18 protein-coding genes, 4 tRNA genes and 1 riboswitch are annotated in these 25,283 nt (G+C 68.3%); of the genes, 12 read left to right on the forward strand and 10 right to left on the reverse strand.

Annotated elements, in window-relative coordinates; all coding sequences use genetic code 11:
- Positions 1–231 precede the first annotated feature (231 nt).
- Positions 232–1,095 (reverse strand): amidohydrolase family protein, encoded by an 864-nt coding sequence (locus AB0C30_RS30970; RefSeq protein WP_357951308.1) that lies wholly within the window; start codon positions 1,093–1,095, stop codon positions 232–234.
- A 213-nt stretch (positions 1,096–1,308) separates the two neighbouring features.
- Complete coding sequence (locus AB0C30_RS30975; protein WP_357951310.1) at positions 1,309–1,611, reverse strand: calmodulin; 303 nt, start codon at positions 1,609–1,611, stop codon at positions 1,309–1,311.
- A 346-nt stretch (positions 1,612–1,957) separates the two neighbouring features.
- Between AB0C30_RS30975 and AB0C30_RS30980 the strand changes: the two genes are divergently transcribed.
- Positions 1,958–2,425, forward strand: coding sequence for an ATP-binding protein (locus AB0C30_RS30980; RefSeq protein WP_357951311.1), 468 nt, complete (start codon positions 1,958–1,960; stop codon positions 2,423–2,425).
- Between the two features lie 250 nt (positions 2,426–2,675).
- Here AB0C30_RS30980 and AB0C30_RS30985 read toward each other — a convergent pair whose 3' ends face one another.
- Positions 2,676–4,694 carry a LuxR family transcriptional regulator gene (locus AB0C30_RS30985; RefSeq protein ID WP_357951312.1) on the reverse strand — a complete coding sequence of 673 codons (2,019 nt, stop codon included), beginning with the start codon at positions 4,692–4,694 and terminating at the stop codon, positions 2,676–2,678.
- 248 nt (positions 4,695–4,942) lie between these two features.
- Here AB0C30_RS30985 and AB0C30_RS30990 point away from each other — a divergent pair, with 248 nt between their 5' ends.
- Positions 4,943–7,300 (forward strand): LuxR C-terminal-related transcriptional regulator, encoded by a 2,358-nt coding sequence (locus AB0C30_RS30990; RefSeq protein WP_357951314.1) that lies wholly within the window; start codon positions 4,943–4,945, stop codon positions 7,298–7,300.
- Here the strand turns inward: AB0C30_RS30990 and AB0C30_RS30995 are convergent, their stop codons facing one another.
- The gene (locus AB0C30_RS30995; RefSeq protein ID WP_357951315.1) at positions 7,301–8,791 is read right to left on the reverse strand and encodes a CYTH and CHAD domain-containing protein; all 1,491 of its coding nucleotides are present in this window, start codon (positions 8,789–8,791) and stop codon (positions 7,301–7,303) included.
- Between the two features lie 302 nt (positions 8,792–9,093).
- Between AB0C30_RS30995 and AB0C30_RS31000 the strand changes: the two genes are divergently transcribed.
- From AB0C30_RS31000 to AB0C30_RS31015, 4 genes are all read left to right on the forward strand, one after another.
- Complete coding sequence (locus tag AB0C30_RS31000; protein WP_357951317.1) at positions 9,094–9,717, forward strand: helix-turn-helix domain-containing protein; 624 nt, start codon at positions 9,094–9,096, stop codon at positions 9,715–9,717.
- Positions 9,717–11,453, forward strand: a complete 1,737-nt coding sequence (locus AB0C30_RS31005; protein ID WP_357951318.1) for an ABC transporter ATP-binding protein — start codon at positions 9,717–9,719, stop codon at positions 11,451–11,453. Before AB0C30_RS31000 ends, AB0C30_RS31005 begins: the two co-directional genes overlap by 1 nt.
- Before the next feature lie 91 nt (positions 11,454–11,544).
- A complete protein-coding gene (locus AB0C30_RS31010) occupies positions 11,545–13,497 on the forward strand; it encodes an ABC transporter ATP-binding protein (protein WP_357951320.1) in 1,953 nt (650 codons plus the stop codon).
- A gap of 95 nt (positions 13,498–13,592) precedes the next feature.
- On the forward strand, positions 13,593–14,465 hold the full coding sequence (locus tag AB0C30_RS31015; RefSeq protein WP_357951322.1) for an LLM class F420-dependent oxidoreductase: 873 nt from the start codon (positions 13,593–13,595) through the stop codon (positions 14,463–14,465).
- An 880-nt stretch (positions 14,466–15,345) separates the two neighbouring features.
- On the opposite strand, the gene AB0C30_RS31020 is transcribed toward AB0C30_RS31015, so the two are convergent.
- The 6 genes from AB0C30_RS31020 to AB0C30_RS31045 form a co-directional block, all read right to left on the reverse strand.
- A tRNA-Val gene (locus AB0C30_RS31020) sits at positions 15,346–15,420 on the reverse strand.
- A gap of 22 nt (positions 15,421–15,442) precedes the next feature.
- Positions 15,443–15,514 (reverse strand) — tRNA-Gly (locus AB0C30_RS31025).
- Between the two features lie 55 nt (positions 15,515–15,569).
- Positions 15,570–15,640: transfer RNA gene (locus AB0C30_RS31030), tRNA-Cys, on the reverse strand.
- A gap of 16 nt (positions 15,641–15,656) precedes the next feature.
- A tRNA-Gly gene (locus AB0C30_RS31035) sits at positions 15,657–15,728 on the reverse strand.
- An 86-nt stretch (positions 15,729–15,814) separates the two neighbouring features.
- Positions 15,815–18,478 carry an N-acetylmuramoyl-L-alanine amidase gene (locus AB0C30_RS31040; protein ID WP_357951324.1) on the reverse strand — a complete coding sequence of 888 codons (2,664 nt, stop codon included), beginning with the start codon at positions 18,476–18,478 and terminating at the stop codon, positions 15,815–15,817.
- A gap of 62 nt (positions 18,479–18,540) precedes the next feature.
- Positions 18,541–19,155: a TetR/AcrR family transcriptional regulator gene (locus AB0C30_RS31045; protein WP_357951326.1), complete on the reverse strand. Its 615-nt coding sequence runs from the start codon at positions 19,153–19,155 to the stop codon at positions 18,541–18,543.
- A 57-nt stretch (positions 19,156–19,212) separates the two neighbouring features.
- Here AB0C30_RS31045 and AB0C30_RS31050 point away from each other — a divergent pair, with 57 nt between their 5' ends.
- The 6 genes from AB0C30_RS31050 to AB0C30_RS31075 all read left to right on the forward strand — a co-directional run bounded on the left by AB0C30_RS31050 (position 19,213) and on the right by AB0C30_RS31075 (position 25,046).
- Positions 19,213–20,019, forward strand: a complete 807-nt coding sequence (locus AB0C30_RS31050) for an ABC transporter ATP-binding protein (protein ID WP_357951327.1) — start codon at positions 19,213–19,215, stop codon at positions 20,017–20,019.
- Positions 20,020–20,180: 161 nt separating this feature from the next.
- On the forward strand, positions 20,181–20,921 hold the full coding sequence (locus tag AB0C30_RS31055) for an ABC transporter permease (RefSeq protein ID WP_357951329.1): 741 nt from the start codon (positions 20,181–20,183) through the stop codon (positions 20,919–20,921).
- Between the two features lie 68 nt (positions 20,922–20,989).
- Positions 20,990–21,265 carry a hypothetical protein gene (locus AB0C30_RS31060; RefSeq protein ID WP_225289808.1) on the forward strand — a complete coding sequence of 92 codons (276 nt, stop codon included), beginning with the start codon at positions 20,990–20,992 and terminating at the stop codon, positions 21,263–21,265.
- A 48-nt stretch (positions 21,266–21,313) separates the two neighbouring features.
- A complete protein-coding gene (glmS, locus tag AB0C30_RS31065) occupies positions 21,314–23,134 on the forward strand; it encodes a glutamine--fructose-6-phosphate transaminase (isomerizing) (protein ID WP_357951331.1) in 1,821 nt (606 codons plus the stop codon).
- A 73-nt stretch (positions 23,135–23,207) separates the two neighbouring features.
- Positions 23,208–23,975: an SAM-dependent methyltransferase gene (locus tag AB0C30_RS31070; RefSeq protein ID WP_357951332.1), complete on the forward strand. Its 768-nt coding sequence runs from the start codon at positions 23,208–23,210 to the stop codon at positions 23,973–23,975.
- A gap of 105 nt (positions 23,976–24,080) precedes the next feature.
- The gene (locus AB0C30_RS31075) at positions 24,081–25,046 is read left to right on the forward strand and encodes a tripartite tricarboxylate transporter substrate-binding protein (protein ID WP_357951334.1); all 966 of its coding nucleotides are present in this window, start codon (positions 24,081–24,083) and stop codon (positions 25,044–25,046) included.
- Between the two features lie 4 nt (positions 25,047–25,050).
- A riboswitch (cobalamin riboswitch) is annotated at positions 25,051–25,245 on the forward strand.
- The last annotated feature ends 38 nt before the right edge of the window (positions 25,246–25,283 follow it).

Below are 25,283 nucleotides of genomic sequence, written 5' to 3' on the forward strand. Positions count from 1 at the left end.
ATATTTTCTGGGCTTCCTGACTTCTGGTATGGAACCAGCGGGAATATAGGAGTCCTGAAGCGTCTTCGGAAAATGGCAGGTCAGAAAATTAGGACCGATTCTGGGCGGGGAGCTGGCCTGTCCGAAACAGGCTCTGTCTCAATGATGACAAACAGGGCAAAAAGACACTATGCCGCCCTTTTATGTATACGGCTGTCTTTAATGTGATTTAGAGACGCCCATGATCGGGAGTTATGGACGGAGCCCGAGCAGGCCCACGGCGTTGTCCTTGAGGATCATCGGACGGACCTCGGGCTTGATGTCGAGCTTGGCGAAGTCGGCCAGCCAGCGGTCGGGGGTGATCACCGGGTAGTCGGAGCCGAAGAGCACCTTGTCCTTGAGCAGCGTGTTCGCGTACTGGACAAGCTGCGGGGGGAAGTACTTCGGCGACCAACCGGACAGGTCGATGTAGACGTACGGCTTGTGCGTGGCCACCGCGAGCGCCTCGTCCTGCCAGGGGAAGGACGGGTGGGCCAGGATGATCCGCAGCTCGGGGAAGTCCACGGCGACGTCGTCGACCAGCATCGGATTGCCGTACTTCAGCCGGATCCCGCCCCCGCCCGGCACCCGCGCGCCGATGCCGGTCTGCCCGGTGTGGAACAACGCGGGCACCCCGAGCTCCTCGATGACCTCATAGAGGGGGTAGGCCATCGGGTCGTTCGGCGCGAAGCCCTGGATGCTGGGGTGGAACTTGAAGCCGCGCACGCCGTACTCCTCGACGAGCCTGCGCGCCTCACGGGCGCCCGCCCGTCCCTTCCACGGGTCCACGCTGCCGAACGGGATCAGCACATCGGCGTGCTCGGCGCAGCTCGCCGCCACCTCCTCGTTGGAGATGCGCGGGTGACCTGTGGCGTGCTCGGCGTCCACGGTGAACACGACCGCGGCCATCTTCCGCTCGCGGTAGTAGGCGGCGATCTCGGGGATGCCCGGCCGCGCGTGCCCCTTGAAGTACTCCGCCGACGCGCCGAACAGCTCAGGACTCAGCGAGCCGTGGCCGTCCTTGGACACCTCGGCGTGCGTGTGAACGTCGATCGCGACGAGCTCGTCGACGTTCATGCCGGACGTCCGGAGGTTCCCGGGTTCTCGTACCGGGAGCCGGTACGACCGGTGGCGGCTGCTTTCCCTGTGAGATTCATCGCTCGAACGTAAGGCGCTTCCGTGACCATGGTCAAGTTTCTGCCGAACGAAGCTGAGGGGCCCGTTCACACCGAAACCTCCGCGGGCGTGACCGCGGAGGTTTCGGTGGTGCGGGGAGTGGCTCTTGGGTTCTCAGGGGGCGGGGACCTCGCGGACCAGCCTGGACGTCCAGGGGCAGAAGAAGCAGCCGGGCAGGAAGGCGCCGCACGCCTCATCGAGATGCTCTTCGGTGTAGGTCACCGTGGCGTCGCAGACCTCGATGGCCAGCGCGAAGAAGCTGATCGTGTCCGGGTCGTAGTGGAAGCTCCAGTACGGGTTGTAGGGGGCCGGTCTCTTGATGATCCGGCCCAGGACGTGCAGCTCCTCCTGCTCCTCGCCGCTGAGGATCCGCCGGGCGTGCTCGATCTTCGCGGGGTCGGTGAGGGGGATGCGCATCGGCTTCCTTTCGATCAGGAGTGGACCCTCTGCACCGATGCCCATCAGCGAAAACTACCTAACGTAACTGTACGACTACAGAAAGATACCGGCTGAGCATGATCAGTCAGGTCGCGTAGGTAGGTGTCCCGGGGACTACCTACGTAGTCGAAATAGGTAGTCGTATGGGGATTTCTCACCTCTCGTCATCGCGGGGTGTGAGGAAGGCTAGTCGCCAAAGTACCAATTCCGCCGAAAGTGAGGATCGAGGCTGCGAGCCATGTACAAGCATCAGCCCCCCAAGTCCACCCCCCTTCGTTCCCGACCGCGAGGCGAAATCTTTCGTCACCTACTGCTTGGAGCAGGGATGGGGTCTGCGTCGCAAGGGGATGGTGCACATGAGCGACACCGGTTCGCGGCCAGGGTCGAGAACGACTGTCCTGCCGACACGCGGCGGGCTGCCTCATGGAGGCTCCCGCACCAGCTCGGCTCAGTGCCCAAGGCACGCCACCTGACACGTGCGCTGCTGTCCCAATGGGGCTTCGACGGCCAGGGTGAGGTCGCCGAACTGCTGGTCAGCGAGTTGGTCACCAACGCGCTGAAATATGTGAAAGGGACCGTCGATCTCAGCCTCTCCGCTGAGGACGGGTTGCTGCGCTTCGAGGTCGAGGATACGAATCCCGAGCTGCCTCAGGTGCGTACGCCCCGCCCGGACGAGGAGAGGGGGCACGGTCTGCACCTGGTCGACACGCTGTCGTGTTGCTGGGGAAGCATCCGCACCCATCGGGGAAAGGTCGTCTGGTGCGAACTGCCTGTCGGCGCGCGCCAGTGCTGAAACCCGGGCCCACTCGCCCATGATCCGGAAAGGTTACGAGAGAGAGTCCATGCGCCAAATCCGTGTCCGCAAAAGTCCTATCCGCACCAAAGATGATCGGCCAGATCTGCGGACGCCATCAGGACGGAGGTTGCCATACTGAATAAACGATCATTACGGAACCCCCTGAACAGAGGGACGCCGGAGCCGATCGGGTCACCGCTGAGATCGGCCCCGGCGTCCCGTCTTGTCGGTGGGGGTCCGGTCAGGGTCACTCGCCGTCGTCCCCCTCGATCGCGTACATGATCGTCCGCTTCAGCCCCAGCCGCGCCCCTTGGCGGAAGGCCGCCGCGAACGCCCGCCCGCCCAGTTCCTCGTGGGCGCGGGCCATGCACTGCTCGTGGCCCCGTACGTGGGGAAACAGCCGGGTCGGTGAGGCGCCCATCGCCCGCCACAGCGGATGCGCGGTGCCGAGTATCGTGGCCGCCCGTTCGTATCGGCCCTGCGCGCAGGCCGTCCAGGCCAGCACCTCCAGGCATTGCGTGAGGCCCCACCGGTCGTTGAGCATGTTCCTCAACTCGGCCGCCTCCCTCATCAGGGCCTCCGCCCTGCGCCAATCGCCCTGGTTCCACGCGGCCATGCCGAGGGCGAACAGCGCGTATCCGCGCGACAACTGGGCACCCCGGGCGTCCGACAGCGCGAGGAACCAGTCGCCCAGGGTGATGCTGAGCTCCGGGGCCTCGGCCGCGCCGTAGGCGGCGGCGTAGAACCGGTTGATGGCGGCGGCGTCGACGTCTCCACAGGCCAGGTGCCCGGCGCGGGCCCCCTCCAGGAGCGCGAGACCTCGCCGGGGCTCTCCTGCCGAGAAGGCGGCGATGCCCGAGACCTGGGTGGCGAACGCGAGAGCCGACTCGTCACCCAGCCGCCGGGCCAGGATCTGACATTCCTCAAGCTGCGGCAGGGCCGTCTTCAGGTCGCCCTGATGGAGGGCGAGCAGGCTGTCGACCCACAGGGCGTGGGCCCGGGCGGAGTTCGCCTCCGGTACGAGCCGCAGGCCACGATCCAGCCAGTGCCGGCCCTCGGTGAGAGAGCCGGCGATGATCCAGAAGACCCACAGCGCCGAGGCGATCTCCAGCCCCACGGACGCCTCGCCCGCCCGGCCGAAGCACAGGTCGAGCGCGACGCGCAGATTGGGCAGCTCACGCTGCAGGGCCCTGAACCCCACAAGCTGGTGGGGAGAGAGCCGATCCAACCGGTGCCGCTCGACCTCACCCCGGTAATACTCGACGTATCGCCGGCCCAGCGCCCTCACCTCGGCCGGAGACAACTCCTCACGGCCGTATGAGCGGATGCTGTCGAGCATGCGGTAATGCACCCCGGTGTCGCGCTCTGTCGCGATGAGTACGGACTTGTCCACCAAGCCGGCGATCAGATCGACGACATCCTCTTTTTGGATATCCTCCTTCTCGCTCTCCGCTCCCGGACAGATCGCCTCCGCGGCCTCCAGTTCGACGCCGCCGGCGAACATCGACAGCCTGCTCCACAGCCGCTGCTCGGCCGGCGAGCACAGCCCGAAACTCCAGTCCAGGGTGGCGCGCAGCGACCGGTGCCGGGGCAGGGCGGAACGGGCGCCTTCGACCGGCGCCTCGAAGTGCTCGTCCAGCTCACGCAGCAACTGCTCCACGGGCGTCGTGCGCAGCCGCACCGCGGCCAACTCGATCGCCAGGGGGATCCCCTCCAGGCGCTGTGACAGCCGGGCCACCGTCGCGGCGTTGGCCGCGTCGACCGTGAACCCGGGTCGTGCCCGCGCCGCGCGTTCGGCGAACAGGCGGACCGCGTCGTGGCGGGCGATGTCGCGTACCGCCTCGCCGGGATCCGATGTCGTCAGCGGCGGCACGTGCAGCACCTGCTCGCCGTAGACGCCGAGCGCCTGCCGGCTGGTCGCCAGGATCCGCAGGCGGGGGGCGCCGCGCAGCATGCGGTCCACCAGGAGGGCGCACTCCTCCAGCAGGTGCTCGCAGTTGTCCAGCACTAGCAGCATCCGCCTGTCGGCCAGGTAGTCCACCAGCGTGGTCATGGAGCAGGGGCCCTGTTCGCGCAGGCCCAGCGCCGTGGCCACGGCCGACTCCAGAAGATCGCCATCCTCGAGAGGGGCCAGCTCGACCAGCTCGGCTCCATGCGCGAACGCCCCGCGCAGGGCCTCGGTCGCCTGCACGGCCAGCCGGGTCTTGCCGACTCCACCGGTGCCCGTCAGGGTCAGCAACCGGGTCTGGCCCAACATGCGCCGCACGGCGGACATCTCATGCCTGCGCCCGACGATGCCGGGTCCTTCTGCCCGCCGGCGTTCCGGAGAACCGGTCACCTCCGCGTCCATCCTGCCTTGTGGCGCCGCTGTAATCGCGCCATCACTCACCACCAGGCTATGTCCACTTCATCACGTTGTGCACCGGAAAACGGTCTGGGCATAACCTAGGTAGTTAAGGGCCCGGATTCAGCACGGTGGTGACCTGCTTGGCCGAGCCGGCACGAGGGCGCGTCATGGCAACAGGGGAGTCCCGGCGGCAGCGGAGTGGGTGGCTGCCGGCCGAGGTGACTAGTTTCGTGGGCCGTCGGCACGAGGTGGCCGAGGTCAAAACGCTGCTGTCCGCATCCCGGGCGGTGACCTTGATCGGCGTGGGCGGGGTGGGCAAGACCCGGCTGGCCCTGCGCGTGGGGCTCGAGGTGCGGCGGGCGTTCCGCGACGGGGTGTGGCTGGTCGAGCTCGCCTCCCTGGAGGATCCGGAACTGCTGGCCCAGGTCGTGGCCGAAGCCCTGGAGATTCGCGACCACACCGTCTGCCCGCCTCTGCAGGTGCTCGTCGGCCACCTGCGCGACAAGCAGACGCTGATGATCCTGGACAACTGCGAGCACCTGGTCAACGAGTGCGCCGTGGTGGCCGACATGCTCCTGCGGGCCGCGCCTGAGCTGCGGATCCTGGCCACCAGCAGGCAGACGCTGGGCATCAGCGGCGAGCAGATGCTGCCCGTGCCGACGCTTCCGCTGCCGGACTCCGACCGCCCGGGCATGTCCGCCGAGGCGCTCATGCAGTGTGACGGGGTGCGGCTGTTCACCGAGCGGGCCCGGGCCGTCCTGCCGGCGTTCGCCGTCACCGAGGAGAACCGGGACCTCGTGCTGCGGATCTGCCGCCGGCTGGACGGGCTGCCGCTCGCCATCGAGCTGGCGGCCGTGCGGCTGCGGGCGCTGTCGCTCCAGCAGCTCCACGACCGGCTGGACGACCGGTTCCGGCTGCTCACCGCGGGCTCGCGGGCGACGCTGCCGCGCCATCAGACGCTGCGCGCGATGATCGACTGGAGCTACGGCCTCTGCTCGGAGCAGGAACAACTGATGTGGGAGCGCGCGTCGGTGTTCGCCGGCACGCTGGACCTGGAGGCGGCGGAGGCGGTCTGCTCCGGCGACGGCATCAGCCGCGAGGAGGTCATCGACCTGGTGATGGGCCTGGTCGACAAGTCCGTCTTCCTCCGGGAGGAGCATGGCCGGGGGGTGAGATACCGGCTCCTCGAGACCATCCGCCAGTACGGCCGCGAACGGCTCACCGCCTCGGGCCAGGAGCCCGCGCTGCAACGGCGACACCGCGCCTACTACCGGGCACTGGCGGCGCGGGCCCACGCGCAGTTGTTCGGCCCCTCGCAGGTGGCCTGGTTCGACCGGCTGCAGCTCGAACACGCCAACCTGCGCACCGCCATCGACAGCTTCTACGGCGACCCGGCGGAGATCAGGGCCGGTCTGGGCATGGCCGCCGACCTGCTCTACCACTGGATCACCAGTTACTACCTCGGCGAGGGCCGGCGCTGGCTGGACCGAGGGCTGGCCCTGGACACCGAGCCGAGTGAGGTACGCGCCAGGGCGCTGTGGGCCAACAGCTGGCTGGCCATCATCCAGGCCGACATCACCGCCGCCGCGGCCATGCTGGAGGAGAGCCGGGTCCTGGGGGAGCGGCTGGGTGATGAGCTGGTCCGCGGGTACGTCGCGCTCTACTCCGGCATGATCGCCATGTACCGCGGCGACACCGAAATGGCCATCGGGCTGTACGAGGAGGCCGTGGCACACCACCGGAACACCGAGAACCCCGTGGGCCTGGCCCTGGCCCTCATCCGGCTGTCCCTCGCGCACTCCTACCTGGGTGACTCCTCGCAGGCCATCGCCCTGGGCGACGACTGCCTGGCCGTGTGCGACGCCTATGGGGAGGGGTGGCACAAGGCGTACACGATGATGGCGCTCGGCGTGGAGGTGTGGCGGCAGGGAGACCTCCGCCGCGCGACCGAACTCGAGAAGGAGAGCCTGGTCTTCAACCGCTCGCTGGACGATCCGCTGGGCGTCGGGGTCAACCTCGAGGTGCTGGCCTGGATCGCCGAGACGGAGCAGCACTACGAGCGGGCCGCCCGGCTGCTGGGCATCCTGGAGACGGTCTGGAGCTCGATCGGCGCGGCATTGTCCGGATTCGGGCACCTGGTCCGCTACCACGACGAATGCGAGAGTCGCACGCGCGCCGCCTTGGGGGACGCGACCTTCGACACCGAGTTCAAGCGGGGTGCCCGGCTCTCCTACGACGAGGCGCTCGGCTACGCGCTCCAGGAGGAGCCGCCTCAGAGTGAGAAGGCGGCGAAGGCTGAGCCGGCGCGGCTCACCCGCCGTGAGACGGAGATCGCCCAGCTGGTCGCCCAGGGGATGACCAACAAGCAGATCGCCGCCGCGCTGGTGATCGCCCCGCGCACCGCCGAGGGGCATATCGAGCACATCCTGAACAAGCTCGGCTTCAACTCACGCGCCCAGATCGCCGTGTGGGTCGGTGAGCGGGCCCGAGCCGCGGACGGGGAGCCTCCCGATACGCGTGACTGATCATTTCGCGAGGGCGCGCAGAAGCTTGGGTTTGGCGGCCTTCTTCCAGATCGGCGCGAGGGCGCGGTACGCCTCGGCGGCCTCGTGACGTTCCTCGGCGAGCAGCAGGCCGAGGGTGAAGGCGTCGGCCGCCGACAGGTTCGCCCTGGTGGCGAGCTGGGTGAGCTGTTGCTGGGCGACCAGCGCGTCCTGGCGGCGGCCGAAGGCGTCCTGCAGTCGTTCGCCGTGCTTGGCGAGCTTCGCGGCGGGCTTGCCGAGCACGTCGGCGGCGGCTTCGGCGGTGTAGCGGGCGCGTTTGGCCGCCTTGCGGGTGGCGTGCAGGGCCTGGTCGCGCTCCTCGCCCGGGGGCAGCTGCTCGGCCTTGGCGTATTTGGCCAGGACCTTGCGCCAGCTCCTGGCCACCAGGGCCGAGGGCCGGTGGTTCGCCTTGCCGTGGAAGGGCGGGTCGGCGATGAGATCGTCGACGGCGGCCAGGAGGGCGAAGTAACGCGGTGTCCGCAGCGTCTTCTTGAGTGCCCGTCTGGCCTTGTGCTCGCGCTCGGCCAGCACGGCAGGCCATTCCGCCTCCCGGGGACCGGCGGCGGGCTGGTCGGCGAGGCGGCGGGCGAATCGGCCGGTGAGCACTTCAAGATCGCGCACCGTGCCCAGTTCGGCGGCCAGCCACTTCAGCTCCGCGTCGAGCGGGCCGATCCGGTCGCCGTCCAGCAGCCGCGCGTGGGTGCGCAGGAGGCTGCGGATGCGCCGCAGGGCCACGCGCATGTCGTGCACCGAGTCGTCGTCGTGGTCGGCCAGGCGTACCAGCGGGTCGTTGGCGAGCAGTTGCCCGCGTTGGCGCCGCACGTACGCGATCAGCACCGCCCTGGCGCTCCGCCCGTCATTGCGGCCGCTTTCCGGGGGCAGGTCGGCGCCCAGCACGCGCGCCAGCTTGGAGCCGGACGGCGACGGCGCCAGCCCGGCGTCACGCAGCCTGCTCTCGACGGCATCGAGTACGTCCATGCGGCCGTCGACCAGCTCGACCTCGATCTCGCGCCACGAGACGGGCGGCCGGTCGGCGTTTTGACGACGGCCCTCCACCACGTCGTCGCTGACCTCGGCCAGCACCCGGCCCTCTTGGTCGCGCAGCTTGCGCGTCGTGCGGGTGGTCCGGAGGGTGGCGACCGGCACGAGGTCGCGCCCGCGGAGATGGGCGGCGACGAGGTCGGTCAGCCGGGCGGGCACCTGATGCACACCGGCGCCCAGCGGCGCGTGCACCTCCCGCTTGGCCCCCTTGGCCACCGGCAACTTGAGATGCCACCCGGCGTCCTGGCCGCCCCGGCGGCGGCGCAGGGTGATGCCGTGGGCGGCGAGCGTCAGAGCGGGGGTGTCGACGTAGTCGGCCACCAGCCGCCACGTCTCCGGCTCGTCCACCGTGACCTTGCCGTCCGGGCCGGCGAAGTCCTCGATCGCGATCTCGACGGGGCCGTTGACATCGTACTTACGTTCGATCTCCACAATGTTTCCTCAAGTCTCCGAAACACCCCACTACCCGAGCAAGTTCCACAAAACGTGCAAAAAGCCCCTTCCTGGGGCCTCATCCACGACGGACCGTCTTCTTCCGCTCCCGGGAGGAGGATCCCGCCATCGGGCCCAGCCGCGACGGACCGTTTTCTTCTCTCCCCCGCAGGGGGTCCCTCCAGAAGGACCCCAGCCACCACGGACCGTCACTCGGGCCGAGACGGAAGCGTGACGCCGCGCCAAGGGTTTGGCGGAAAACCATTTGAACGAGTGAGTACTCGCTCATTAGGATCGTCCGCATGACGAAGAGGCGCAGGGTGCCGGCCATGGCGCCAGAAGAGCGTCGGGCCACACTCATCGCCGCCACGCTGCCCCTGCTGCGCGAGTACGGCACCGCGGTGAGCACTCGCCAGATCGCCGAGGCCGCCGGCGTGGCCGAGGGGACGATCTTCGGGGTCTTCCCCGACAAGGCCTCGCTGGTGCGGGCGGCGCTGATGAGCGCGTTCGACCCGAAATCGGCGGTGGCCGCGCTGACCGGCATCGGCACGACGACCGAGCTGCGCGCGCGGCTGCGCGAGGCGGTCACGATGCTGCGGGCGGGAATGAACGCCAACGCCAACCTCATCTCCAGCCCCAAGGAGCTGATGGTCGACGACGTCGAGTTCCGCGAGCGGATGATGGACAGCCGGCGTCAGATACTGGCCGCGCTCGCCGCTCTGCTCGAGCCCGACCGCGACCGGCTGCGCCGCTCTCCCGAGGCCACGGCACAGCTGCTCCTGATGTTGATCGCGGTGAGTGTGCATCGCGGTTTCGGCCAGGGCGGCGAGTTCGGCGACATGGACGACGCGGAGATCGTCTCCGTTCTGCTCGACGGGCTGCTCCTGCGGCCTTCCCCCACTCCTTCGACAGAAAGCACTTCTTGATGCTGCTCCGTCTCTTGCGGGCACAGCTCAGGCCGTACGGGAAAGAGATCACGCTCGTCGTCCTCTTCCAGTTCGTGCAGACACTGGCCACGCTCTATCTCCCCACCCTCAACGCCGACATCATCGACAACGGCGTCGTCAAGGGTGACACCGGATACATCGCGCGCGTCGGGCTGGTGATGCTCGGGGTGACGCTCATCCAGATCATCTGCTCGGTCGTGGCCGTCTACTACGGCGCCCAGACCTCGATGGCCCTGGGCCGGGACTTACGAGCCGCGATCTTCCACCGGGTCCAGGACTTCTCCGCCCAGGAGGTCAACCGGTTCGGCCCGCCGTCCCTGATCACCCGGACCACCAACGACGTGCAGCAGATCCAGCTGCTCGTGCTGATGACGTTCACGATGATGGTGGCCGCGCCGATCATGTGCGTCGGCGGGATCGTGCTGGCGCTGCGCCACGACGTGGCGCTGTCGTCGCTGCTGCTCATTGTGCTGCCCGTGCTGCTCGTCATCGTGGGCCTGATCGTGATGCGCATGCGTCCGCTCTTCCGCACGATGCAGGAGCGCATCGACCGGATCAACCAGGTGCTGCGCGAGCAGATCGCCGGCATCCGGGTCATCAGGGCCTTCGTCCGCGACCGGCACGAGCGTGAGCGTTTCGCGGTGGCCAACGACCAGCTGACCGACGTGTCGCTGCGGGTCGGGCGGCTGATGGCGCTGATGTTCCCCACGGTCATGCTGGTGGTGAACGTGTCGAGCGTCGCCGTGGTGTGGTTCGGCGGCCATCGCATCGCCGATGGGAGCATGCAGGTGGGCGCGCTGACCGCGGTCATCTCCTACCTGATGCAGATCCTCATGTCGGTGATGATGGCGATGTTCATGTTCATGATGATCCCTCGGGCCGAGGTCTGCGCCGAGCGCATCGAGGAGGTCCTCGACACCGAGCCGACCGTCCACCCGCCGGCGACCCCCGTCGCCCCGGAGAGCCATCTCGGTGAGCTGGAGCTGCGGTCGGTGGACTTCCGCTATCCGGGCGCCGACGAGCCGGTGTTGTGCGACGTGAGCTTCGCGGCGCGGCCGGGCCGTACCACCGCGATCATCGGCAGTACCGGCAGCGGCAAGACGACGCTGCTCAACCTCATCCCGCGCCTGTTCGACGCGACCGCCGGCGAGGTGCTGGTCGACGGCGTCAGCGTACGAGACCTCGACCCGGCCGTGCTCTCCCGGGCGGTCGGCCTGGTCCCGCAGTCGCCGTACCTCTTCTCCGGCACGATCGCCTCCAACCTGCGCTACGGCAGGCCGGACGCGACCGATGAGGAGCTGTGGCGGGCCCTCGACGTGGCGCAGGCCCGCGAGTTCGTCGAGGCGATGCCCGAGGGCCTGGACGAGCCGATCGCCCAGGGCGGCACGAACGTCTCCGGCGGCCAGCGCCAACGCCTGGCCATCGCCAGGACGCTGGTGCACCGGCCCGAGATCTACCTGTTCGACGACTCCTTCTCCGCCCTCGACTACGCCACCGACGCCCGGCTGCGCGCCGCGCTGGCCGAGGAGATCACCGACGCCACGATCGTCATCGTGGCCCAGCGGGTCAACACGATCCGCGACGCCGACCGCATCCTCGTGCTCGACGACGGCCGCGTGGTCGGCAGCGGCGACCACGCCGAGCTCATGGAGACCTGCCCGACCTATCGGGAGATCGTGCTGTCTCAGCTCACCGAACAGGAGGCCGCGGCATGACCGAACCCGAACTCATCGACCTGCACAGCACCTTGATCATGCGACCGAGCGTTATGCGATCAAGCGTTATGCGATCAAGGAAGGAAGGTTCATGACCACCCCGACGCCCGCGCGCCGCCCCGCGCCCGCTTTCGGGCCGGGCCGGATGATGTCCGGGCCGGCCGAGAAGGCGCACGACTTCGGCGGTTCGTTCCGCCGCCTGCTGCGGCTGCTGCATCCCGAGCGCGCGATGCTGGCGGTCATCCTGGCTTTAGGTACGGCCAGCGTCGCGCTGACCGTGACGGGTCCCAAGATCCTCGGCCAAGCCACGGACCTGATCTTCTCGGGCATCATCGGCGCCCAGTTGCCCGCCGGGATCACCAAAGAGCAGGCCGTGGCGGGGCTGCGCGCCAGGGGGCAGGGCACGTTCGCCGACATGGTGTCGGCGATGAGCGTGGTGCCCGGCCAGGGCATCGACTTCACCGCGCTGGCTCAGGTACTGGGCTGGGTGCTGGCGCTCTACCTGGTGGCGGCGCTGCTCGGGATCGTACAGTTCCGGCTGACCACGATTGTCGTGCAGCGGGCGGCGTCCCGGCTGCGCGAGCGGATCGAGGCCAAGCTGGCGCGGCTGCCGCTGAGCTACTTCGACGGCCAGCCGCGCGGCGAGATCCTCAGCCGCGCCACCAACGACACCGACAACATCGCGCAGACGCTGCAGCAGACGATGAGCCAGCTCATCTCGTCGGTGCTGACGGTCGTGGGCGTGCTGGTGATGATGTTCTGGATCTCGCCGATCCTGGCGATCATCGCGCTGGTCACGGTGCCGCTGTCGGTCTACGTCACCACGGTCATCGGAAAGCGGTCGCAGCCGCAGTTCATCAAGCAGTGGTCCTCGACGGGCAAGCTCAACGGCCACATCGAGGAGATGTTCGGGGGGCACACGCTGGTCAAGGTGTTCGGCAGGCAGAAGGAGGTCGCCGAGGCCTTCGACGAGCACAACCAGGCCCTGTTCAACTCCAGCTTCCGGGCCCAGTTCATCTCCGGGCTCATCCAGCCGGCAATGATGTTCATCGGCAACCTCAACTACGTGCTGGTCGCCGTGGTGGGCGGGTTCAACGTGGCCTCGGGTTCGATCTCGCTGGGCAACGTGCAGGCCTTCATCCAATACTCCAGGCAGTTCAGCCAGCCGCTGACCCAGGTGGCCGGCATGGCGACCCTGGTGCAATCGGGTGTCGCCTCGGCCGAACGGGTCTTCGAGCTGCTGGAGGCCCCGGAGCAGTCCGCGGAGCCCGCCAAGCCCGCGCGCCCCGAGCAGGTCAGAGGGCGCGTGGCGTTCGAGAACGTGTCCTTCCGCTACGATCCGGACCGGCCGCTGATCGAGAACCTGTCGCTTACCGTCGAACCCGGCCAGACCGTGGCCATCGTCGGCCCCACGGGAGCGGGCAAGACGACGCTGGTCAACCTCATCATGCGCTTCTACGAGGTGACCGGCGGCCGTATCACGCTCGACGGCGTCGACATCGCGGAGATGTCCAGGGAAGAGCTGCGCGCCAACATGGGCATGGTGCTGCAGGACACCTGGCTGTTCGGCGGCACGATCGCGGAGAACATCGGCTACGGGGCGGAGGGCGCCACGCGCGAACAGATCGAGGCCGCCGCGGAGGCCGCCCACGTCGACCGCATCGCGCACACGCTGCCCGACGGCTACGACACGGTGATCGACGAGGAGGGCGCGACGGTCAGCGCGGGCGAGACGCAGCTGATCACGATCGCCCGCGCGTTCCTGTCCGAGCCGGCGATCCTGATCCTGGACGAGGCCACCAGCTCGGTCGACACCCGGACCGAGGTGCTCATCCAGCGGGCGATGAGCTCGCTGCGCGAGGGGCGTACCAGCTTCGTGATCGCGCACCGGCTGTCCACGATCCGCGACGCCAGCCTGATCCTGGTCATGGAGAACGGGCGGATCGTCGAACAGGGCACGCACGAGTCGCTGCTGGCCGCGGACGGCGCCTACGCCCGCCTTTACTCGGCCCAGTTCGGCCGGGCGGTCGCGGAGGTGGACTAACCGTCGAGGACCGGCGACTCCTGTGTCGTATTTGGATGATCGACACTGGTACACGATGATGGTCAGGAGTCGCCGGATCTTGACGGGAGCCACGCATGCGGATCGGTGTCGTCTTTCCTCAGACCGAGCTCGGTGCCGACGTGGGCGCCGTACGGGCCTACGGACAGCGGGTCGAGGAACTCGGGTTCCGGCATGTGCTGGCCTATGACCACGTCGTAGGCGCCGATCCGGCGGTCCACCAGGGCTGGGACGGCCCCTACGACGTGCGGACCACCTTCCACGAGCCGATGGTCCTGTTCGGCTACCTCGCCGCGCTGACCTCGCTGGAGCTCGTCACGGGCATCATCATCCTGCCCCAGCGGCAGACGGCCCTGGTGGCCAAGCAGGCCGCGGAGGTCGACCTGCTCACCGCCGGCCGGTTCCGGCTGGGCGTGGGACTGGGCTGGAACCAGGTGGAGTACGAAGCCCTCGGCCAGGACTTCAGCACCCGAGGCAAGCGCATCGACGAGCAGGTCGCGTTGCTGCGCCGGTTGTGGACCGAGCCGTCGCTCACGTTCGAGGGCACCTTCGACCGGGTGACCGGCGCGGGGCTGGCGCCCCTGCCCGTGCAGCGGCCGATCCCCGTCTGGTTCGGCGCGCAGTCACCCCCGGCGTACCGCCGCGCCGGACGCCTGGCCGACGGGTGGTTCCCGCAGATGTCCCCGGGGCCGAAGCTCGACGAGGCCAAGGCTATGGTCGCGGAGGCCGCCACACAGGCGGGCCGCGACCCCGCCACGCTCGGCATGGAAGGCCGGGTCAGCTGGACGGGCGACGCCGAGGAGCTACGCGAGGCGGCCCGGCAGTGGCAGGAGTCCGGAGCCACGCACGTCGCCATCAACACCATGCGGGCGGGACTCCGCTCGGTCGACGAGCACCTCGCCGCACTGGAGACGGCCGCCGACGCACTCGAGGTCCGGAAGGCCGATTAGCTCGGGTCAGAGGTCAGGGGCGTCGGTTGGACATCCCTCAGCCGGTACCAGCAACTCGCGGGAGAGGGCATGGCGGAGGTCGTGGTCGTCGAACCTCTAGATGACGTTCCGCTCGTACGGCATCAGTGGCCCGTTTTGGCGGTGATGTCGAAGCGCTCCACGGATCGTGCGTGAATGCCGTGAGCCGTCAGCAACTCCAGTACGTGATCGAGGGCTAGGGCACGGACTCGTCCTTGGTCCTCTTACCGAGGTGAATGGAGATCACTCGGGCGGGACGAGGAGGGGCCACGAGCGATGGCAGGGTCTTCAGGAGGTCAGGTCGATCTTTGAGGACCTTCTCAAGGAACTTGAGACGTGCTTTGTATGCCAAGAGGCCGCACACAGCGGAGACGGAACCGGTGATAGCAACTACCACAGCCACCCATAGCGCTGGCAAAACCCCACCTCGACATGACTTCATCGAGCCTGCTTGAGGACGGCTCTTTGATCAATGCGATGTGTTGTTGTGTCGCGCTACTGGCCTAGGCCACACCATCTACATGTGAGACCACCTTGGGCGATCAGCCCAACTCAAGCGGCGGCCTCAGGAGGTTCTTCCTGGGGCATTGGCGAAGGTAACTCGGTGGTAACCGCTCACCGAGCCGCTGCTACCTTCGCAGAGATCGTAGCTGATGAAGCTCGGCCGGTGGCGGCAAGCTGGGACTTCTCGGACGGATCTAGCTAGATGTGGTGAGGGTGAGTCCAGGTGTCGGGCAGTGAGGTCAGCGCAACGTCAGCACCGGTGCTGACAGCGACCGTGATCAACCTGGAACGACAAGAAGCCCCAGACTCTCGGCATGCGCCGTGAGCTGGGGCTGTAACTCCTGTTCGACCAGATACGTGGTGGACGATACTGGGATTGAACCAGTGACCTCTTCCGTGTCAGGGAAGCGCTCTCCCGCTGAGCTAATCGTCCTTATCGAGTTACTTGAACTCCGAGCGGAAGACGGGATTCGAACCCGCGACCCTCACCTTGGCAAGGTGATGCTCTACCACTGAGCCACTTCCGCGTGTCGCCACACTTAACTTTAGCGGACCCGGGAGGGTCCGCTGTCCAGCCGACCGAGGTGGAGACGGGATTTGAACCCGTGTAGACGGCTTTGCAGGCCGCTGCCTCGCCTCTCGGCCACTCCACCAGGAGATTGAACTCCGAGCGGAAGACGGGATTCGAACCCGCGACCCTCACCTTGGCAAGGTGATGCTCTACCACTGAGCCACTTCCGCGTGTTTCCGGCTTCGTACCGGCCACGGGAAAACCATATCGCCTTCGGGGAGTGCCCGTGTGCGGTGAGCGGGTGTGCGGGTGAGATTCAGCGGGTCACGTGGCGTGTGGGGTTTCGGGGAGTTGCATGGGTGGGTGGGAGTCGGTGGGTCACGCGGGCGGGTGGGGGTCGGTGGTTCACGTGGATGGGTGGGGTTCGGTGGGTCACGCGGACGTCCTTGGCCATGACGAACATGACGCGGTGGCCGAACTGGATCTGGTGGTAGCGGTCCTTGCCCGTGACGGTGACGTGGTCGGCCGGGTTGAAGGAGTTCGTCGCGTGGTAAGAGCCGGGCAGCGTGAGGCCGAGCGAGTAGTACTGGCCAGGCTGCATGACGTAGCCGAGCGGGGTTGAGAGCTGGTAGGCGACGGCGCCGCGGTAGGCGGACTTTTCGGGGTATGCGCGGCCGTACACCTTGATGTGTTTTCTCCGGGGGGTGACGAGCGGGCCTCGCGCCGGGATGGCGGTGGGGGCGGTGGCGGGGTTGTAGAACCACGCCTTGCTGCCCAGATACCAGATGGCCGTCCAGTCGCCCTTCCGGGCCGCCACCGCGTATCGCTGGCCGGTCGAGGCGCGGGCGCTGTGGTCGTAGACGCTGTACGTGCTGGGCTTGCCGACGCGTTTGCCGATGTCGTCCACGAGGGGGGCGTCCTCGCGCGGTTCTGTTCGCAGAAAGACCGCTGAGGCGCCGTGCGAGGGACAGGGGCCGGTGGCTTTGGCGGTTTTGGCGGATTTAGCGGGCTTGGCGGACTTGGCAGCAGGTTCGGTGGGGTTGACAGACTTGGTGGGAGTGGCGGGCTCTGCCGGCTCGGTGTCCTCGGTGTCCTCGGTGGTTCCGGTGGAGTTGGTGGGCTTGGCGGTGCAGCCGGTGAAATGCGGTTGGTTGGTTTCGTAGGCGGGGCGGATGATGATCGATGTGCCCTTCTTGGCCTTTTTGAGTGGGCTGCCCATCAGGTCGAAATAGTGTGCCCAGTCCCAGTACGGTCCCGGGTCCTCGTGCATGGACGGGAGCGTTTCGGGGCTCGGGCCCGGGACGTTGTCGTGGCCGAGGATGTGGGCGCGGTCGAGGGGGATGTGGTGTTTGGCGGCCAGATATTTCACCAATTTGGCTGATGAACGGTACATCGCCTCCGTGTACCAGGTGCCGCCGCTGGCCAGGTAGCCCTCGTGTTCGATGCCGATGGAGCGGGAGTTGATATCCCAGTTGCCCGCATGCCAGGCGATGTCCTTTGTACGTACGTGCTGGGCGACATGTCCGTCGCTGGAGCGGATCGTGTAGTGCCAGCTCACGTATTCCGGGTCGTTCACCATCGACGGGACGCCTCCGTAGGTGCCCTCGGTGTCGTGGATCACGATGTAGTCGATGCGTCTCGGCCCGTTCAGGGTGTCGTGGTTGCCGTAGTCGCCCTTGCCGGTGCGTTTGTAGGCGGCGGGCATCCACTCGCAGGCCAGCGAGGCGGGGCATTCGACGTTCGCCGTGTTTGTGTTCTTGCTTGTGTGCGGGGCTGGGAGTGTCGGATGGCTCGTGCCGGTTCCGGGTGCCGGCGGTTGGTCTTCTGGGGGCACAGGTTGTGCCTGGTCGGCCACAGGTTGTGCCACGTTGGGCTGGGGTTGTGCCACGTCGGTCATGGCCGGGGTCAGGGTCGCAGCCGGGGCCGGGATCGGGAGTGGGGGCGGGTAGTGGACGTCGGCGATCTTGGATGGCGCCGAGGAGCCTCCAGCGGACTTTCGTGAGGTTGAGGGGTGTCCGCCCGCGACATGTGCTGCTGCCACATGGGTTGCGCCGGGGCCAAATGGGGTGAGGCCCGATGGAGTGCTGAGGCGGGCCGCCGGGCGAAGGGGGGCGGCTGGGATGAGTCGGCCTGTTGGGTGGAGGTGCGCCGGTGGGGTGAGCCGGGCTTCCGGGCGAGGGCGAGTTGCTGGGTGGAGGCGGGCTGGTGGGTGGAGGCGAGCAGTTGAGGTCAGGCGGCCGGGTGGGCGTAGATGGGTCGGTGGGCGGAGGGTGGGGATGGCTGCCAGCCGTACCGGCTGCCCGTCGTCTGTGCGGCGGGTGGCTCCGGCGCGGATCACCGCGAACACCTCGTCGGCGAAGGCGCGAGCCGAGTTCGGGTCGTGCGCGCCCGAGTAGCGGGCTACTGCGTCGTACCAGTCGGCGGGGTTCGCGCTGGGGCGTCGCTGGTAGGACGCGAGCAGGGCGGCACCGCCGCGGATATTGGCGGCGGGATCGGCGCGTAGCCGCGCGGGCGCCAGCCCGGTGAGGCGCTCCGCGAGTTGCAGCGTCGCCTCTCGCGCGGACACCCCGTCATGCACGCTTCCAGGTACGCCCGGCGCGTCCGCAAGGTGCCTGCCTCCAGGCTTGGCCAGCGCGTTCACGAGGCGGGTACCTCCAACAACGCCCGGCGCGTCCACGAGTTGGCTGGTTTCAGGCTCGGCCGGTGCGTCCACGAGGTGCATGGGGCCGTAACCGCCGGCCACGCTGGGTGCTCCGCTGTTCGCGTTCCACCTGGACTCCAGGTACGACACACCCAGCAGCACGCTCTCCGGCACCCCGAACTCCCGCGCCGCCGCCGCGAAGTCGCCCTGGCGGCTCACGTCAGCCCGATGCCCCACGCCGCCCATGTTCGGCAGGTCCGGTAGTTCGGGCAATCCGGGCATGGCGACGGTGGACGCGGTGAGACCGACGACGACCCACAGCAACAAGAGGACCCCCACACGGCGAAACAGAAAGCGACGGTGAAAACACCGAGCGTAACCATGTCGCCGAAAGAGATGGGTCAGGCGGGGCGGATGACGCGGACGAGGTCTGCGAGGTCGGCGGCGAATTCCGCGTCCAGGTCGGCCGGCGCGTCGAGGTAGGGCATCAGTCGCTGATGGGCAGGGAAGTCGCCCCTGGCTCGGCGCGACCGGACGTCGTGACTGGCCGCCGAGAAGCGCCCGTTCGCCTCGGACGTCGCGAAGCCGAGCACGAACGTGCTGACCATGCGCTCGATCCGCGGCACCTCTGCGTCGGGCACCCCCGCGTCGATCAGTGCCTGGTAGATCCAGTCCACCACCCGCACCGCGTCGGGCGTGACCGAGGGCCGGGCGAACAGCAGCGGGAAGACGCTGGGATGCTCCCGGGCCAGCCTCCTGGTGGCCCAGGCGAACGCGCTCAGCCGCTGGTCCCACGACTCGCCGGGCAGACCCTCCGGGAGGGTCGTGAGCAGGCGTCCGACGAGCCCGTCCAGCAGTTCATCCTTGTTGCGGAAATATCCGTAAAGGGCCATGGGCGTCAGGCCGATGCGTTCGGCGACCGCTCGCATGGTCAGGGCGTCGAGTCCGCGTTCGTCGGCGATGGCGAGGGCGGCGTCGAGGATCTCCGGTTGCCGCTCGGTCTTGAGTTTCCGCACCGCCTCAGTCTACGGTGTAGAGCAGTCTACAAGGTAGACCGGGGAGGAGCGGGAGACATGCTCAAGGCGACGGGACTGGTCAAGAGCTTCAATGGGGTGGCCGCGCTGGACGGCTTCTGCCTGGAGGTGGCGCCGGGAGAGATCGCGGGGCTGGTCGGGCACAACGGCGCCGGCAAGACGACCTTCTTCGAGATCGCCTCGGGCCTCATCACTCCCGAGTCGGGAAATGTGGTGATCGACGGCCAAGTGGGTGTCGCGCCACAGCAGCTCGCGCTCTACCCGAGTGTCACCGTCCGCGAGACTCTGCGTTTCTTCGGCGGCCTCGCGGGGCTGCGCCGCCAGGCGCTCAAGCAGGCCATCGACCGGATCGCCGAGGAGATGCTGCTGACGAACGAGCTGGACCGGCGGGTGAGCGTCCTGTCCGGCGGTCAGCAGCGCCGTACCCAGGCCGCCACCGCGCTGGTCGCCGACCCCGCCGTCCTGCTGCTCGACGAGCCGACTGTGGGCGCCGACCCCGAGACGCGAGCCGCCCTTCTCGCGGCCGTCCGCCGCCGGGCCGAGAACGGCGCCACGGTCGTGTACGCCACCCACTACCTGCCCGAACTGACCGAGTTGGCCGCCACGATCGCGGTCGCGAAGAGCGGCAGGGTGATCGCCAGAGGCACCGGCGAGGAACTGCTCAAGGGCCTGCCGGGTGAGGTGCGGGTGGTTCTCGACAACGACGAGGAACTGGCCGTCACCACGGCCGACCCGACGGCGACGCTCGCCGAGTTACTGCGCGGCCTCGACCGGCCGGTACGCGGCATCGACATCCGCCAGCCGTCGCTCGACGACCTCTACAAGGAGCTGTCCCATGTCGCGTGATGCGCCTGCCAGGAGCTGTCCGGCATGTGCTGATGCGGGGACCGTGATGGTTTCCAGGGTGTTTGGTCACACGACCGTCTTGATCCTTGTGACGGTCCGTCGTGGTTGAGGTCCCTGGGGGAGGACCCCCTTCGGGGGAGAGGAAAGAACGGAGTCGGCCCATGTCGCGTGACTCGCTCCATCGCATCGCGGTGCTGGTCGGGCACAACGTGCTGCTGCGCAGGCGCGACCCCGCCCACCTGGTCAGCTATCTGGTGATGCCGATGGTGCTCATGCTGGTCTTCAAGTCCATGCTCGGCCAGCCCGCGCAGGTGGTGACCGGGCTGCTGGTGATGTTCTCGGTGCTGTCGATGGCCGACGTGGCGACCGCCGTGCTGACCGAGCGCGTCTGGCACACCTGGGATCGGATCAGGGCGACTCGGGCGCGCATGCCTGAGCTGATCATCGGCAAGACCCTGCCGGTCTTCGCCATCCTGGCCGTCCAGCAGGTCGTCCTGCTGGTCTATGGGGTCCTCGCGGTGGGCATGCGGCCCACAGGGCCGCTCTGGCCGCTCGGGCTGGCCGTCGCCGCGTGGTGCTTCGCTCTCCTCGGCGTGGGTACGGCGCTCGCCGCGGTGGTGCGCAGCCATGGCGAGCTCAGCACGCTCTGCAACATCGGCGCCCTGTCGGTCAGCGCGCTGGGCGGGGCGCTGGTGCCGTATGCGCTCATGCCGTCATGGGCGCAGGCCATCGCGCCCGCCTCCCCGGGCTACTGGGCGACGACCATGCTGCAGGCCGCCGTGCGCGGCGACGTGGCCGCCACGGTGGGCCCCGCGGCCGTCCTCATCGCCCTCGGCGCGGCGGCCGGAGCCTTCGCCTGCCGTCGTCTCAGTAAGGGATGGGGTCGGTCGGCCGTGCTTTAGCTAATATCCTGCCCGATTTCGGGCAGAATATTAGCGTGTCGCATCCCAGCTGCGTAGTGTCCTCGTCTGTGTCCCTGGCACGGCATCCCTACGAAGACCTCGTCGCCCACCTCGTCAGGACCAGTGGTCTCGGTCCCGGTGAGGCGGCGCGCGTGGTGGCCGACGTGCTGTCGTACTTCTCCGAGCCGGTCGAGGAGTTCGTACGGCGGCGTCACGGGGAGCTGAAGTCTCGCGGTCTGACCAACGACGAGATCTTCCCCAGGGTCGCCGCGGAACTGCGTGGGCGCCGGGTGGCGCCGCCGGAGCTGTCGCTCCGGCAACTGCGCAGGATCGTGTACGGATAAAAGCGGACAAAAGATAGAAAAAGCCCCAAAAGCAGAGGAGAGCGTCGTATGTGCGGAATCGTGGCCTATGTCGGGTCGAAGGATGCGGCGCCCATCCTGCTGGAGGGGCTGCAAAGGCTGGAGTACCGAGGCTATGACTCGGCCGGTGTCGTCGTGTCCAACAAGGGGCTCAAGGTACGCAAGGTCAAAGGCCGGGTCGCCGACCTGGCGAAGGTCGTACCCCCCAGGTTCAAGGGCGCCCTCGGCATCGGTCACACGCGGTGGGCCACGCACGGTGTGCCCAGCGACGTCAACGCGCACCCGCACCTGTCGTCCGACGAGCGGATCGCGGTCGTGCACAACGGCATCATCGAGAACGCCGACGAACTGCGCGCCAAGCTGACCGCCGACGGGGCGGAGTTCGTCTCCGAGACCGACACCGAGGTGCTCGCGCACCTGATCGCCCGTACGGTCGAGGAGACCGACACGCTGGAGGAGGCCGTACGCAAGGCGCTCAAGAGCATCGTCGGCACGTACGGCATCGCGGTCGTCGACAGTGAGCGGCCCGGCGAGGTGGTCGTGGCCCGCAACGGCAGCCCGATCGTGCTCGGCATCGGTGAGAAGGAGATGTTCGCCGCCTCCGACGTGGCCGCGCTCGTCCGCTACACCCGCCAGGTCGTGCACCTGGAGGACGGCGAGCTGGCTGTGCTCAAGGCCGACGGGTTCCACACCTTCGCCAGCGACGCGCGCGAGACCGCCAAGGAGCCGCTGACCGTCGACTGGGACGCCGGGCACTACGACACCGGCGGCTACGAGCACTACCTGCTCAAGGAGATCTCCGAGCAGCCCGACACGGTCTCGCGCACCATGAGCGGCCGCCTCGACGAGCGCTTCCACATCGCGCACCTGGGCGGCCTGAACATGGACGCCCGCGAGACCCGCTCCTTCCGCCGGGTGAAGATCATCGGCTGCGGCTCGGCCTACTACTCCGGCCAGATCGGCGCGCAGCTGATCGAGGAGCTGGCCCGCATCCCGGCCGACGCCGAGCCGGCCAGTGAGTTCCGCTACCGCAACCCGGTCGTCGACCCCGACACGCTCTACGTCGCGATCAGCCAGTCGGGCGAGACCTACGACACGCTCGCGGCCGTACAGGAGCTCAAGCGCAAGGGCGGCCGGGTCATCGGCATCGTCAACGCGGTCGGCAGCGCCATCGCCCGCGAGGTCGACGGCGGTATCTACCTGCACGCCGGGCCCGAGGTCTCGGTCGCCTCGACCAAGGCGTTCACCTCGACGTCGCTGGCGTTCGCGCTGCTCGCGCTGCACTTCGGCCGGGTGCACGACCTCTCGCCCGCCGATGGCCGCCGCGTCTGCGAGGGCCTGCGCAGGCTGCCCGGCCAGATCGAGGAGATCCTGGCGCAGGGCGACAAGATCGCCGAGCTGGCGAAGAAGTACGCGAACTATCCGAGCATGATGTTCGTCGGCCGGGTCCGCGGTTATCCCGTGGCCCGCGAAGGCGCGCAGAAGCTCAAGGAGATCTCGTACGTCCACGCCGAGGCCTATCCGGCCAGCGAGCTCAAGCACGGGCCGCTCGCCCTCATCGGCCCCGAGATGCCGACGGTGGCGATCGTCCCCGACGACGAACTGCTCGACAAGAACCTCACCACGCTCGGCGAGATCCGCGCCCGCGGCGGCAAGGTGCTCATGGTGGGCCACCGCGAACCCGACGCCAAGCTGGCCGACGACGTCATCGTGGTGCCGAAGAACGAGATCGAGCTGGACCCGATCCTGCTCACGATCCCGCTGCAGCTGCTGGCGTACCACGCCGCCGTGGCGCTCGAACGCGATGTGGATAAGCCGCGCAATTTGGCTAAGAGCGTCACAGTCGAGTAACTGCTACGACACGGCGGCCACAATAGGCACATAGCCCGTGATAAGCGGACCGGCAGGACTTAAGATCGAAACTGTGCCCGAGTTTCATGGTCAACCGCCAAATCTCGCACGAATGTACGATTACATGCTCGGCGGCACAGACAACTACGCCGTCGACCGCGAGGCGATCGACCGGCTTGCGGAGCTGCTCCCGCAAGCCGTCCTGCTGGCGCGTGCCAACCGGGCCTTCCTCCAGCGCGCGGTCCGCCACCTGGCGGACGCGGGCGTCCGCCAGTTCCTCGATCTGGGCAGCGGGCTGCCGACCCAGGGCAACGTGCACGAGGTGGCGCCGGAGGCGAAAGTCGTCTACGTCGATCGCGACCCGGTCGTCGCCACCCACGCCAGGGCGCTGCTGGAGGAGGCGGGCCGGGCCGTCTTCGTCCAGGCCGATCTGCTCGACCCCGACGAGGTGCTGGCGCAGGCGTCCCGCTTCCTGGACCTGAACGAGCCGGTGGGCGTGCTGCTGGTCTCGATCCTGCACTTCATCCCGGACGCCCGTGACCCGGGCAAGATGGTGACCAGGCTGCGCGAGGCGGTGGCGCCCGGCAGCTACCTGGTGCTCACCCACGCGACCTCGCGGGGACGGTTCGAGGAGGGCGCCACGCCGCTCCACCGGCCCACCTCGGCCGGGGCGGGTACCGACCGGACACCGAGGGAGATTCGGGCGTTCTTCGGGGACTTCGAGCTGGTCGAGCCGGGCCTGGTGCACGCCCCCGACTGGCGTCCCGACCGGCCCAGGCTGGTCAGCGAGCCCTCGCTGCCGTCGTACCTGCTCGTCGGTGTGGGCGAGAAAACATCATAGTTCTTCCCGACTTTTCGTGATCCCTGATAATGACAACCCTGATGTGTAACAGTGCGTTAAGTGTCAGTGACCTGGGGTAGTTATGGGGTGCGAGGGGAGGACGCCATGCGCCGACGGGGGTTCTTCGCGCTCGGCCTGGCGGTGGCGGCCTGCGCGACAGGATGTGGCACGGAGGGGAGCCTCGGCGGACGCGCCGTCAACGCGGCCGGCCTCTCGGGCCGGTTCGCGATCGTCCCCGGCGCCGGACGCTGGGCCCGCGTCGCCAAGACGCTCGTCAAAACCGCCCGCGACGCCGGTTTCCCCGTCTCCGGCACGCCGCCCGTCACCCGGATCACCGTCACCGGGCTGCCCGCGCTGGCCGCGACCGAACTCAACAACGGGCTGTCGCTGCTCGACACCGCCACGCCGCTGGCCCGGCTCACCGGCCAGATCGAGGTGGTGGTGGTGCCCGCACACTCCAAGTTCGCCACCTTCGACCAGTTCGGCGCACAACTGGTCGCCCACCCCGACCGCACGCCCCTGACGGGCGGACCGCAGGGCGAGCCCGACCACCTGCTGTTCGGGCTGATCGCCAAGGGCCTCGGCGCCGACACCCGGCAGGTCGACTACACCGGTTTTCCCGGCAGCGAGGAGGCCGCGGCCGCGCTCCTCGGCGGCAAGGCCGCCGCGGCGACCGGCACGCTCGCGGACTGGCGCCGCGCCATCGGCAAGGGCCTGGTCAGGGTGCTCGCCGTCTCCAGCGCGCGCCGGGTGGACGGCATCGAGGCGCCGAGCCTGCTGGAGTGCGGGGTGCGGGTGGACTTCGCCGACTGGTGCGCGGCCGTGGGGCCCGAAGGCATGACCGATGACGGCAAGGCCGTCGCCATCCGGCTCTGCGACGAGGTCACGGGGTCCGACTCGTGGCGGGCGGCCTGCCGGGCGGAGGGATGGACCTCGATCCCGCTCAGCGGCGACGACTTCGAACAGTGGCTGGCCTCGGAGATCGGCAGGACCAGGGCCGTGCTCCGCGATCTGGGCATGCTCGACACCGCTGACACAACATGCTGGGGTAGTTGCGCCAAGGGCCACTAGATGTAGGATTCTGCTCGTCGCTGGTTCGCCCCTCGGGGCGGAGCAAAAGGGAACCCGGTGCGATTCCGGGGCTGCCCCGCAGCGGTGAGCGGGAACGACCGCCGTCACGAGCACTGGAGATCTCCGGGAAGCGACGGCCAGTAGGAATGATCGACCATGCCCGCGAGCCCGAAGACCTGCCGGCGACGTTGGGGGAGCCAGCCGGCTCCGCCCATCGAAGTGTCCATGGCCTCGAGG

This window comes from Nonomuraea sp. NPDC048901 (assembly GCF_040649695.1).
Taxonomy (GTDB): Bacteria; Actinomycetota; Actinomycetes; order Streptosporangiales; family Streptosporangiaceae; genus Nonomuraea.